11 protein-coding genes are annotated in these 12,504 nt (G+C 55.1%); 2 read left to right on the plus strand and 9 right to left on the minus strand.

The features are described from left to right. The first annotated feature begins 403 nt into the window (after window positions 1-403). Window positions 404-688 carry a hypothetical protein gene (locus ATG98_RS22140; RefSeq protein ID WP_228705999.1) on the plus strand — a complete coding sequence of 95 codons (285 nt, stop codon included), beginning with the start codon at window positions 404-406 and terminating at the stop codon, window positions 686-688. A 161-nt stretch (window positions 689-849) separates the two neighbouring features. Here the strand turns inward: ATG98_RS22140 and ATG98_RS22145 are convergent, their stop codons facing one another. The 3 genes from ATG98_RS22145 to ATG98_RS02325 all read right to left on the minus strand — a co-directional run bounded on the left by ATG98_RS22145 (window position 850) and on the right by ATG98_RS02325 (window position 4,109). Continuing rightward, window positions 850-1,689, minus strand: a complete 840-nt coding sequence (locus ATG98_RS22145; RefSeq protein WP_228706000.1) for a hypothetical protein — start codon at window positions 1,687-1,689, stop codon at window positions 850-852. Between the two features lie 316 nt (window positions 1,690-2,005). After that, a complete protein-coding gene (locus tag ATG98_RS02320; protein WP_098422057.1) occupies window positions 2,006-2,689 on the minus strand; it encodes an SIR2 family NAD-dependent protein deacylase in 684 nt (227 codons plus the stop codon). 16 nt (window positions 2,690-2,705) lie between these two features. Beyond that, complete coding sequence (locus tag ATG98_RS02325; protein ID WP_098419324.1) at window positions 2,706-4,109, minus strand: FAD-binding oxidoreductase; 1,404 nt, start codon at window positions 4,107-4,109, stop codon at window positions 2,706-2,708. A gap of 226 nt (window positions 4,110-4,335) precedes the next feature. Between ATG98_RS02325 and serA the strand changes: the two genes are divergently transcribed. After that, window positions 4,336-5,565, plus strand: a complete 1,230-nt coding sequence (serA, locus tag ATG98_RS02330) for a phosphoglycerate dehydrogenase (protein WP_098419325.1) — start codon at window positions 4,336-4,338, stop codon at window positions 5,563-5,565. A 101-nt stretch (window positions 5,566-5,666) separates the two neighbouring features. Here the strand turns inward: serA and ATG98_RS02335 are convergent, their stop codons facing one another. The 6 genes from ATG98_RS02335 to ATG98_RS02360 form a co-directional block, all read right to left on the minus strand. Then, window positions 5,667-6,632: a Brp/Blh family beta-carotene 15,15'-dioxygenase gene (locus ATG98_RS02335; protein WP_098422058.1), complete on the minus strand. Its 966-nt coding sequence runs from the start codon at window positions 6,630-6,632 to the stop codon at window positions 5,667-5,669. Further along, window positions 6,626-7,855, minus strand: coding sequence for a lycopene cyclase family protein (locus ATG98_RS02340; protein ID WP_098422059.1), 1,230 nt, complete (start codon window positions 7,853-7,855; stop codon window positions 6,626-6,628). Before ATG98_RS02340 ends, ATG98_RS02335 begins: the two co-directional genes overlap by 7 nt. Further along, on the minus strand, window positions 7,852-8,823 hold the full coding sequence (locus tag ATG98_RS02345) for a phytoene/squalene synthase family protein (protein WP_098419328.1): 972 nt from the start codon (window positions 8,821-8,823) through the stop codon (window positions 7,852-7,854). Before ATG98_RS02345 ends, ATG98_RS02340 begins: the two co-directional genes overlap by 4 nt. After that, a complete protein-coding gene (crtI, locus tag ATG98_RS02350) occupies window positions 8,820-10,391 on the minus strand; it encodes a phytoene desaturase family protein (protein ID WP_098419329.1) in 1,572 nt (523 codons plus the stop codon). Before crtI ends, ATG98_RS02345 begins: the two co-directional genes overlap by 4 nt. 4 nt (window positions 10,392-10,395) lie before the next feature. Then, window positions 10,396-11,400 carry a polyprenyl synthetase family protein gene (locus ATG98_RS02355; protein WP_098422060.1) on the minus strand — a complete coding sequence of 335 codons (1,005 nt, stop codon included), beginning with the start codon at window positions 11,398-11,400 and terminating at the stop codon, window positions 10,396-10,398. 159 nt (window positions 11,401-11,559) lie between these two features. Next, a complete protein-coding gene (locus tag ATG98_RS02360; RefSeq protein ID WP_098419331.1) occupies window positions 11,560-12,384 on the minus strand; it encodes a bacteriorhodopsin-like in 825 nt (274 codons plus the stop codon). Window positions 12,385-12,504 lie beyond the last annotated feature (120 nt).

Raw genomic sequence — 12,504 nt, forward strand, 5'->3', positions numbered from 1 at the left:
AACTAGCGTAAAAACAGCTAATTACCACCATAAAATTGTAAAATATTGTAATATCTCAGTGCAATAAAAAAGAATTTAAGCGATTACGGGGAACTGTGTATGTTCCGAATAAAAAAAGGCCTGAAGCGCAAGCTCCGGGCCTTCCAATCCCACCACTAAGCTGTTGGTTCGCCGCACTGCCTCGGTTCCCCTTAACGTTCAATAGCCTCTGTGGAGGCCACTTCGGTGAGAAAGGGCAAGCGGCTGAATTCTCTGAGCAGGAAAGGGCGAAAGCTCGCCATGCTGGGGCCAGCACGACCCAGATCTGGCTATACACCCCGTTCGGTTGGAAACCGGGAAAACCGCGCCCGCTGTCTTTGGCAGCCAGAAACGGCGCAAGTAACTCTGGATTGCCGCTAATGACGTGAACGATTACATCTCGGTTGGCGCCTTCGCCGGTCACCAGCGGCGCTGCCTGATGATCGCCCTGCGGCACCAGCAGAGTATTCTCGTCCACATGGCGTGTCACATATCCAGTTGCTACATTCAGGGCGTAATTAATGGCAAGGGCGTAGTGTTCGCGAGCACTATCAGGCTCTCGCAACAGGCTGGCAGGTTCCTCACCGGCACCTTTCCATTGAGTGAACGCCGTGCCATTGCCTACACGCCTCCAATCATCCAGCACCGGCAAAATAGGCACCCAGACTGAGTGGCTGCTGGTCAGGGCTATTTCTGCAAACACCGACGCAGCGGTTTCTTCACGAACTCGTTGCTGAAACCGGGACTAGGTGTACTGATCCGGCATGGTTACCCAGTTAAACGCGGGCCCCTGGTACTTCATGGTGGTGGCTTCGTATATGCGGTTGTAACCTATTGCCCGGCCCTCTGGCCGCTTAACAACGTGGCGTGAGCCAGCCAGGATTGCCCGCCTTGCAATGGCGATCGCAAACGGCCAGAAACTATGCGTCGGCCCGCTGCGCGAACCACAGCCTCCATTTTGTCGAGGCGCGGGCCAATAGGGGGTTGAAAGCGAACATCCGCAAGAGCAGAGATACCGTAAGGTTCGATAAAGCCGAAAACTACATCAGTGTCTGTAAACCTCGATAGCGGTGAAGGTTTTCCTGCCGCCGGGTCGTCCGCCAGGCGCTGGCTGAATTCTGCCGTTGAGCGACGGGGGTTCAGAGCGAGCTGTGCCTGATCGGCTGTCAGCTGGGCGGCGCTGAGATCCACCACCAACTGGGGCAGGAATGACACCGCCACTATCAGCGACCCGGCGGCAAGCATTGCCTTGCTAAAACTTACGGGCACGCCGCTACCGAGCCGGTGCAGCAGTTGGCTAACCCAGAGGCCCAGGCCGCCAAACGCTATTAACGGAATTATCAGGATCGGCAATGAAAGGCCAACGCCGAGGTTACTTTGCATCAGATCGATCACTGAGCCGACCACGCATAATTTCGGGTAAAGGTTGAACCCCCGTCCGAGACTTTGGCGAACCAGCGGATCGCTTAGCGTAAATAATGCCAGCAAAGCATATAACGCACCCACTACGCCGGCCAGTGCCCGCGTGAGGAGGGATGGCAACAATAGGCTGAACACCGCACATACCATTAATGACTCGGCGGCAGCCCAGGGAATCCATGGATAACGTGGTAGCAGCAACGCCAGCAACAGGCCATTAAACAACAGCAGTGTGAGTGCAAAACGCTTCAAAGGGGGTTTCTTTAATAGAGGACGCCCGCCGTTGAGGGGCCCTGTTTCTTCGTCAGCAAAAGCGGAAAAGATACGCCTGGGGCGGAGGTTTCGGATGCAAATGTCGCTTAAGTATCTAAGGAGCCTCTGAATAACTCCTGAATCGTCTCTCCGCGAACTGAAGACTGTAGAGGCAAGGCGCGGCTCGCCGCCAATGGCCTAAGTCCTTGGCAAGAGTCGCAACGCCGCAGATGAAGCCTTCAGAGAGCGCTCTTCGGGGCTTTCAGAGAAATCCAGGAGTTGTTCAAAGGCTCCCTAGCTGGCTATACGTCTTTGTTTACCGCATAAAACTGTTTACCCATTCTGCTACACCTTCCACTGCGCTTTTTTGGATAAACCGGGCGCGGGAGACTCTTCCTGCGGGGGTGGCCGGGTCGATGACGGTTATGGGCACGTCGAGTTCTACTTCGTGAACCAGGCCGGCGGCTGGGTAAACTTGTAGGGATGTGCCCACTATGAGCAGGTCGTCGGCGCTGCGGACTATTTCTATAGCGGCTTCCAGCATCGGGACTTCTTCGCCAAACCAGACGATGTGGGGGCGCAGCTGGCTGCCGTCCTGGCTGCGCTCACCCAGGCTGATATCACGGTAGCCGATGTTGTGGATGATTTGGGGTTTCTTGCTGCTGCGAGCTTTGGTGAGTTCGCCATGCAGATGTAACACCTGGGTAGAACCACCGCGTTCGTGCAGGTCGTCTACGTTCTGGGTGACTATGGTCACCTGATAACGGAGCTCAAGCTCCGCCAGCAAGCGGTGAGCGCGGTTGGGTTGGGTGTTGGCCAGTTGGCGGCGGCGTTCGTTGTAGAAGCGAAGCACCAGCGCCGGGTCGCGCTGAAAGGCTTCGGGGGTGGCTACGTCGTGTACGTTGTGTTTTTCCCACAGCCCGTCGTTGTCACGGAAGGTGGCCAGGCCACTTTCGGCGCTGATGCCAGCGCCGGTGAGTACTACGATGTGTCGCTTCATGTCCGCGCTAGCCTTATCAGTCGAAGATTTTACCCGGATTGATGATGCCGTTAGGGTCAAAAACCTGCTTGATGCCTCTCAGATACGCAATTTCAACTTCGCTGCGGGTGTACTGTAGGTAAGCTTTTTTGGTCATGCCCACGCCGTGTTCGGCGGACACGCTGCCTTGGTATCTTTCGACGATTTCAAACACCCACTTGTTAACCTGCTGGCACTTTTCGAAGAAGTCTTCTTTCGCCATGTCCTCAGGTTTGAGGATGTTCAGGTGCAGGTTGCCGTCGCCGATGTGACCAAACCAGATAATTTCAAAATCCGGATAGTGGTCGCTGACCACCTGGTTGATTTCTTCCAGAAAGCCCGGCACTCGGGATACCACCACAGAAATGTCGTTTTTGTAGGGGATGCGCGGGGCGATGGATTCGGAGATGCGCTCACGTAGCAGCCACAGGTTCTGGGCCTGGGTTTCGCTTTGGCTGATCACGCCGTCGAGCACCCAGCCGTTTTCCATGCACTGCTCGAACAGCTCCATGGCTTGTTCCATCACCTGGTCAGACACCGCTTCGAATTCCAGCAGCGCGTAGTAAGGCGCTTCGGTGTCAAACGGCGCTTTTACCTGGCCATGGGCCAGCACGTGATTCATCGCCTGGTGTGAGAAAAATTCGTAGGCGGTTAAGTCCAGCTTGCTGCGGAAGGTATTCAACACGTCCATGGTGCTGCCCAGGTCGTTCAGGCCCAGCACCAACACGGTCAGGTTGTCGGGCTGGCGTGACAGCTTCATGGTGGCTTCGGTAATAAAACCCAGGGTGCCTTCAGCACCGATGAACAAGTGGCGCAGGTCGTAGCCGGTGTTGTTCTTTTCCAGGTCTTTGTTCAAGTCCAGCACATCGCCTTTACCCGTGACAACTTTCAGGCCGGCAACCCAATCGCGGCTCATGCCGTAGCGGATAACTTTGATGCCACCGGCGTTGGTGGACAGGTTACCGCCCAGCTGGCTGGAGCCGGCGGACGCAAAGTCCACCGGGTAATAGAGGCCGTTTTCTTCGGCAAAATTCTGCAGCTGTTCAGTAATAACGCCGGCCTGGCAACGCACGGTGCGGTCGCTGGCGTTGAAGTCCAAAATCTGGTTCATGTTGTCAAACGCCACCACCACTTCACCGTTGGCGGCTACGGCGCCGGCGCTCAAGCCGGTACGACCGCCCGAAGGCACCAAAGCAACTTTGTTTTGATTGGCGAACTGAACCAACGCTTGCACCTGTTCGGTGGTTTTTGGCAACACAATAGCGACCGGGTTCGGGGTGTATATCCGGGTCCAGTCGGTGCCGTAGGTGGCAAGATCAGTCGGATCTGTCAGCACTTTGCCCGGGGCGTCGCCCTGGGCCATCAGTTGCTTCAGGGCGGCAATGGTTTGTTCAGGTGTCATCAGGCTGGGTTCTCGCGCAAGTGTGTCTTAAAATAGGGCGGCAGGGTCAAAACGAGACCGGCTAGCAACGCCAGGTCCGCATAAAAACGGGGATGCCTGGCACGCTGCCAACGCCAAGGAATATGTTATCATGCCGCCCCTGTTCTGTGAGCCAGCCCATGCGATGTAAAGCTGAGATGCCTGGCCACGGGTGGTTAAACGCGACAAAAAGTTGGAAAGTAAGCCCATGTCCAATATGTCTCTGAAAAAAAGCAAGATCCGAATTCTGTTGCTGGAAGGCGTGCATCAATCTGCACTCGATTCTCTGCACGCCGCCGGTTACACCAACATTGAGTCCCTGTCGCACTCGTTGGCTGAAGACGAGCTGATCGAGAAAATCGCTGACGCCCATTTTGTCGGCCTCCGATCGCGCACGCAGCTGACAGAGGCCGTATTCGAAGCCGCCAAGAAACTGGTGGCGGTGGGTTGCTTCTGCATTGGTACCAATCAGGTAGACCTGCAGGCAGCCACGCGCCGCGGTGTGGCGGTGTTTAATGCGCCCTTCTCAAACACCCGCTCGGTCGCCGAACTGGTGTTGGCGCAAGCCATTTTTTTGCTGCGCGGCGTGCCGGAAAAGAACGCCAAGGCCCACCGTGGCGAATGGCTGAAATCAGCCAAACACAGCTATGAAATCCGCGGCAAGAAGCTGGGCATTATTGGCTATGGCAACATCGGCACCCAGTTCAGTGTGCTGGCCGAAGGCTTGGGCATGGAAGTGTACTTTTACGATGTTGTATCCAAACTCTCCATCGGTAACGCCACGCAAGTGGGTTCCATGCAGGAACTGCTAAACCTGTGTGATGTGGTGAGCCTGCACGTACCGGAAACCGCAGCCACCAAGTATATGTTCAAAGCCGAGCAACTGGCGCAAATGAAGCCGGGTTCTATTCTGATGAACGCATCCCGCGGCACCGTGGTCGATATTGACGCCCTGGCTGACTCCCTGCGCAGCGGCAAGTTGCTGGGCGCTGCCGTCGACGTTTTCCCGGTTGAACCAAAATCCAACAGCGAAGAGTTTATCTCACCGCTGCGCGAATTCGACAACGTAATTCTCACCCCCCACGTGGGTGGCTCTACCATAGAAGCCCAGGAAAATATCGGTCGTGAAGTCGCTGAAAAGCTGTCCATGTACAGCGACAACGGTACCTCTGTATCGTCAGTAAACTTCCCCGAAGTGGCCCTGCCCTCGCACCCGAACCAGCATCGGCTGCTGCACATTCACGAAAACGTGCCGGGCGTGATGTCAGAAATCAACCAAGTGTTCTCCACTAATGGCATCAACGTCTGCGGTCAGTACCTGCAAACCAAGGACGACATTGGCTACGTGGTGATCGACGTCGACAAAGCCTACGGTGAACTGGCGCTGGAAAAACTGCTGGAAGTGAAAGGCACCATTCGTTGCCGCGTGCTGTTTTAAGCTCGCAAGGCTGAATAGGAAAAACCGGGGCTCAGGCCTCGGTTTTTTTGCTCTTAGGGGACAGATTTGAAATCCGTCCCCGATTTTTTGGGCCCGCCCTCTCACTCAGCAAGCCTCTGGTTCCACCATAATCTGACGATGATAGCGTGGGGGAGTGTCAACGCGGCCAGCGCCCAGAACATGACTCTGACCGCTTCAACGAACAAACTCGGGGCAGGCTCGATAAGTACGATCACTCCCCAGGCGACGCACGCCATTGCGATCGCCCCCAGCGTTGCAGGCAAGACTTTACCGACCGGAAACGCCTGGAATAGACTTTTTTGATTCGACAACAAGCGGTGTTCTGCAATCGAAAGGAAATGACGCACGCTGTGAATCGCACAAAAATAGAACGCGAATCCAAGAAGCGGTGGCAATGCGATCAAGACCGCGCCCACCAAGCATAACTCCAACAACACTCTTGGATCTGGTCGGCTGAGGCGCCCAATCAACAGGTATCCGAAACCCAAAAGCCAAAGCACGGCCAAACACGGCCCAAGCCATACCAGAATGTCCAAAACTACCGGTGTTTCCATCTTAATCAGCCAAGCAAATAACTCGCTTGTTTGCTGCGGATGCCCGAGTATTGGCCCAAGAATGGGCATGCTGCCACTTAGCCAAAGCAATAAAGGGTTTTTCGCCGAGCTCAGGAACGCTTCGTCGGTATAGCCAAAATGCCAGATCGACAACCCCAGAAACACCAGCAGCGCCACCACCGGCAGCACCCAGATTAGCGCAACAAAAGCCAACGAGGCCATCAGGTAGGCGCACAGAACAACGAACAAACCGCTAGATGACGTTGCGGTCAGTTTCTTGAGAATCATGGGATCAGCGCCGCCGTGGGACAGACCGAACACACCAATCGGCAGCAACACAATCCAGAACTGTTGCTCAATCGACAGGGCCGGCAGCATAACGCCGACGATCAGCGCGAGGCTGGCAATAGTCAATATCACGCGCTGGTGACGGCGCCCGCCGGAACTCCGATAAAGCACATTGTCAGTCGTGGCGTTATCGTTTATCACCATGGCAGCGCCGCCCGCATAAAGGGCCCTGGCGGTAGCGCGCTGGCCACTGCTAGAGCATCACGCCAGCGTGGCTGGTCGTTCATGAACCGGCTCATTTGTGCCGCGCTAGTGGCGGCAAACAGCTTCACGAACCATTGTGGCGCTTTGTCCGGATGCCGCTTCAGTGCCCGCAGAAACACGCTGTCCATCCAGTCGAGCCAGCCAGCCCGCACACTTGGGCCCTGAAGCATCCAGTCGCCACTAGCGTGAGCCGCAAGAATTTGCCGGGCAAGAGCCGCGCTGCCTCTTTGGCAACTCACAAAATGATAACCGGTGGCGGCCCTCATCCAGCCTGCACCAACGCCTGCCCTGATCACCCGACCAGAGTTCTGAACATTCGGCATGCGTAACATAGGCAGGCTACCAGACTCCTCTCTTGTGACCTCGTAATACCCCAGCTCCTGCCGCTGCAGCCACGAATCAAGGTCTGAGCGATAGTCCGGCGCAGGCTCTTTTTCAGGTTGAAAGGCGGTCCATTCAATCAGAAAGTGATCCTCGTCGAGAGGCAACAGGTACAAAAAACACGGGTGCGGGTAGCCGGGCTGAAAATCCATCAGTGTGGCCGTAGAAGTGTCAAAACCATGCTTGGGACAGGCAATCTCAAGGCCTGAAAAAACCTGCCAAAATCCAACGCCGGATGTCAACTGACCCTTGCCGGGAGGGCGCGTGTCGATGACGGCCTTTGCCTGCCAACGGCGTTGATCCGCCGACACCAGAACGCCATCATCGGTGTGCTCAACGCCACTAACGGTGACACCAAGGTGCAAATCGAAAGCCAGTGTATCTTCTATTCTAGCCAATGCATGCCGATACAGAACATCCGCCGGCAGCATTGCGTAAGCGGCGTTTGCGTCAGACTGACAAGCAGATTGATTTCCCCGGCTGACCTGCCAGCGAAACCAGCGATGGGTAATAAGATCGCGAAAAGGGTGCGGATCAAGATCCCAGAAGCACCATGTTCGATCATTACTGTAGGATGTGCGGGGTTCTAACAAACAGACTCTGGGCAATGTTGCCTGCCCATCTTCTGCCAACTGCAGGAGCCAGCAGGCCAGGCTGAGCCCTGTCAATCCAGCTCCTATAATAACAAGGTCGTACTCACCGTTTGGCGCAGCGCGCTGGCTTGCAGATCTTGTCTCAGGTTCGGCTTCCGGTTCAAGTTCAGCTTCAAGACGACGGTTCATCGCTTTTCAGGCTGGCGCAGTTCAAGACTGGTTGTCAGGCCTTGATGCAATGCGTGATCGTGACGAATAGACTGGCGATTGACTGCACCTGCCGCCAGTTGAACAACGGCCCCCACAGACACCCTCAGTTTCTCGGCTGAGCCAACCACACATCGGCTCTGCCAATAGCGTTGTTCGCCCCTTTGCAGAATCTGTCGGCCAATTTGCCGATAGACCTTTGCAGCAACGGCAATGGCCAAACGTGCTCTGAACGGCAGATAACCCAACCCATGCCACCCACTGCGATAGTAGACCTCGGACATCCCAAGCAGATCGCGGACGCCCAACCAGGCTTGGTGCCGGGCAACTCGATTTCCAGCCACAATATTTTCTGGCTCAATCGTGCCCGCTGCCCCATCGGCCGGCAGGTAAAAGCGGTTCAAGTGGGCATCCTCCAGAACATCTCGAGAGATGTTGGTCAACTGCATGGCAATTCCTAAATCAATAGCGTGCGGTAGGGCTTTTTCCCGCTCACGTGCGTTCAACAGGCACGTCATCATAACCCCTACCGTTCCCGCCACACCGTAGCAATAACGAAGGAGTTCGGCCTGATCCGCCACTCTCACAAGGTCAAGATCCCGACGCACCGTGTCAACAAGATCACCCAATGCGCTCAGCGCCAACGGATGTTCTCCCAGCAGCAATTCCGCCTGGTGGTAGAGCTTGGGCTTTTCGTCAGCCAATGTTGGCCGGGATATCAGTGCCTGGTGAAATTCACCAAGCTGCCGGTCAGCTGCCATCGCCTGGGCGGGCGTGGATGCCTCGTCTGCCAGGTCATCTATGTTTCGGCATATCTGATACAGGCCTGCGGCGCTCTCAAGCTGTTCTGCGGTCAATAGCTGGCCAGCCCAATAAAAGCTCTTCCCCTTGCGCCGCAAAACATCGGCGCCGGTTGCGGATAGACTGGTCTCGGCAACCGACTCATTCATTTCACGCCTCTGATGGCGGTGCCTGCTGGCGCTCCCGCTTCGATGTCAGGCTGAGTTTCAAAGGCTCTGACCACTAAGCGCTCAACCACACCGGCCGAGCACACCACACCCGGCACGCCTGCGCCTGGATGAACACCAGCACCCACAAAAAACAGGTTTCGATAGCGCGGCGACTGGTTATGAAAGCGCAGCCCGGCCGACTGTGTGAGCGTAGGCGCAATAGAGAACCCGCTGCCAAAGGGACTGTTCAGCTCAGTGTGGAAATAGGTGGGCGAAATGCTGCGCTTGGCGCGGATCTGCTGCGGAAGGTCCGGCATGAGGCGTTGAGTCAAAATGCTGATAATTTGATTTTCAATGTCAGTAGAAATCTGATCCCAATCCTGATTGCCCTGAAGATTAGGAACCGGGGCCAGCACATAAAAGGCGTCACCATTTTTTGGCGCCATGGTCGGGTCTGTCGCGCCGGGCCGGTGCAAGTAAAGACTCAAATCTTCCGGAATCTGGCGCTGTTCAAAGATCTCGGTCAAAATTTCCCGAAAGGTTTCACCGAACACAATCGTGTGGTGCTCAATGTCGGAGTAAACCCGCTCGGTGGTGAAATAAAGCACAAACAGCCCCATAGACTGCTTTAACCGGGCCCTGTGGCTGTCGGCAAGCCGCTGGCGGGTGGTTCTTTCAATCCAGTGGTCATAAACGTAGAGCGGGTCCGCGTTACTCACCACCAAGTCGGCATCAAAACGTCGGCCCTGGTCGGTCACAGCGGCGCGCACGTTCAAGCCGTCCATGTCCAGATGCTGAACTGACTGGCCGACGTGCAAGCGACCGCCGTATCGCTGAAACAGCTCCGCCAATGCCTTGATTAGCGCACCGGTTCCGCCTTGTACATACCAAACACCGCTTTTACGCTCCAAAGCATGAATCAGGGCGTAAAGTGACGATGTCTGAAACGGGTTGCCCCCCACCAGCAGGGAAGGCACAGAAAAAGCTCTGCGCAGACGCTCATCGCTGAAAAACTGAGAAACAAATTGGTAAATACTCCGGTCGGCCCTGAGCTTAATGAGGTCTGGCAAAACCTCCAGCATGTCCGCAACCCGGGTAAAAGGCCGCTGTGCCAACTCGGTGAAGCCACGATCGTACATTGCTTCGGCGGCTTGTAGAAATTGCGGGTAATGTTCGCCTTCGCCCGGCGACAGCCGGTCAATCTCTGCAACCAGCGCCTCTGTTGTGCCGTGATAGTCAAAGTGACTGCCATCGGCAAAGTCCATGCGGTAAAAAGGCGACACCGGCAACAGTGTCACCTGATCTTTCAGAACTTCACCAAAACGTTCGAATAATTCAGCAAAAAGAAAAGGCGCGGTGATGACGGTTGGCCCGGCATCAAAGCTGTGGCCATCCAGCTCGAAGGTTCTGGCTCGACCCCCCAAATCCTCGTGCTTTTCCAGCAGATCGACCTTATAACCTCGAGCCAACAAGCGTAAGGCAACAGCAAGTCCGCCAAATCCGGCTCCGACAACCACCGCTGTTTTCGCCGCATTAACCCCACGAGCCCCACATAGTTGCTGAGTCATGGCATCACTCCCCATTCAATCCAAAGGAATAACGATGTGCTTGTGCTCTGCATTCCAATTTCATGAGTAAAGGGCCTAGTGTGGGCGTAATCGGCGTAGCCATCTGTGTTTCAAGACACTTAAGCTGGCGTCGGCCACGCCACAATGCAGCCAACGCGTGGCGAGTCGCCCTTTGAACTCTAAGTTCCGGACTGTCATTAAGTCTGCCACGATGGTGGTGCCAGGCATGGAAAGGATGAAGCGATTTTACCTTGCTTTTCAGATCAGCCATTGGCTCCGCCAGATCGTCCAGGTCGTCGATGATCTGATAGGCCAGACCAACTGCCTCTGCGAACCGCTTTATAGAGTCCAGAACCGACAGCTCAGACTTCGCCGCTATCGCACCTGTCATCAGCGGAAGCTGGATCAGTGGGACAGTTTTGGCCTGCGCGGCTTTAATATAGGCTCTAAACCGGGGCTGAACACCGGGTTTTACCGGTGCAATCTCAATGCTTTGCCCGACAATAACCCGACCGGTCATAGCCGCTAAATATTGCGTCAAAAGACGGGATTGCTGGGCATCCTCCAAACCAGAGGCCACGGCGAAAGCCGAACAAAGAAGCAAATCGCCGGCGCACAAAGCGACACCTCTGCCGTGTCTTTTCCACACTGTCGGCTGCCCTCTTCGAAGCTGATCGCCGTCGAGGAGGTCATCGTGTACTAAAGACGCGTTGTGGATGAGTTCGCAGCATGCCGCTGCAACCACCGCATATTCTTGGGAACATTCAAAACTTCTGCAACTGGCCAGCGCCAGACGGGCTCTCAACAAACTCCCTCTGGTACTGATCTGGTATTGGCTGGCGTTGTTTGCTGGCCCTTCCATTACAGCTTGCAAGGCATCGAGCATCAATGAACTAACCTGGTCTAACGCTCGCGCGTAATCGGCCTTATCGGCTGATGGGATCGCAGCAACGTTAGCACTGATGTTTTTTTTCAAAGGTACTTCGGCGCCTAAGACGGAAACAGTCATTGTTATTCTCCCTACGCGGGGATGATTACTGAAAGCCGCTTATTGAGCCCGCTTGATCCAGAAGTGAGAAAGCGGAACCGGCACGGACTTGGTCCGTGCCGGCTTTATCGCAATGGCTAACAATCAGCAGTCAAGTTCCGACAGATTTTACGACTGTTTTCAAGCGACTTTTTTCACCGGAGCCTTCTGCTCTGCTTGCGTGGCTGTTTCTGCGGGTACTTCCGAATGTTCGCGTTCATCTGCCCTGCTCTTACGCACAGCAATCGTAAAGATCAACAATCCGAAGACAGCTTTCGCAACAATGTCAGCAATGGTGTAACCGGTTTCCACAGCCACAATCGCTGCACCGCCTGTCACGCCCACCAGTGGCAGCAAATAGACGATCGGGTAGAACGCCCAGGAAGCAACGACCAGAATGGCAGCTGCGTTGATCAGGCCTTTGACTTCATCCGGCTGCTGCGAGATCGATTCTTTGAGACCGACAACCAACTCACGCACGATGTACAGGAACGGAATCATCGCTAGAATCCAGAAAATCGCCCGGGTTCCGACTTGATCCGACACTTCGCCCGGATAGCCAAGAATAACCATTAGCGCGGCTGCGCCGCCGAGTTTAACAGACCGGCTCACAGTCTCACTATTGCTGAGCTTCATCACCAAAATCAGCTCAACCAACAACAGCGGCACTGTTAACAGCCAGTCGACATACCGGTATGCACGGTTAAAGCCTTCTCCCGTTGCCACGATTTCCCCAGTAGTCACCGTCGCTGCCCCGTCCCAAGACAGCATGATTTGAAGATAATGGTAGGCCGCTATAGCCGTTACCAAACCGCTGATCGTGATAGCCATTTGATAGGCCGGCGCAACCGATGACCTCATCAGCCACAAGAACAGCGTGGCCGATGCCATGACGGCCAGACCAAAAGAGAAAACATTTCCGATGAAGCCATATTGACCAATCGATAGACTTTCGAGCTCTAGCATGCCCCTAACCCTCTAGATTGTTGTACTTTGAAATTAGCCATCTGCGGGCTTTAGAAGCCCTTTGGGCCGACGACCAACCTTGATAACGATATAAAACCTACATTACGGTAATTAACTACG

Source organism: Marinobacter sp. LV10R520-4 (assembly GCF_002563815.1).
Lineage (GTDB): Bacteria > Pseudomonadota > Gammaproteobacteria > Pseudomonadales > Oleiphilaceae > Marinobacter.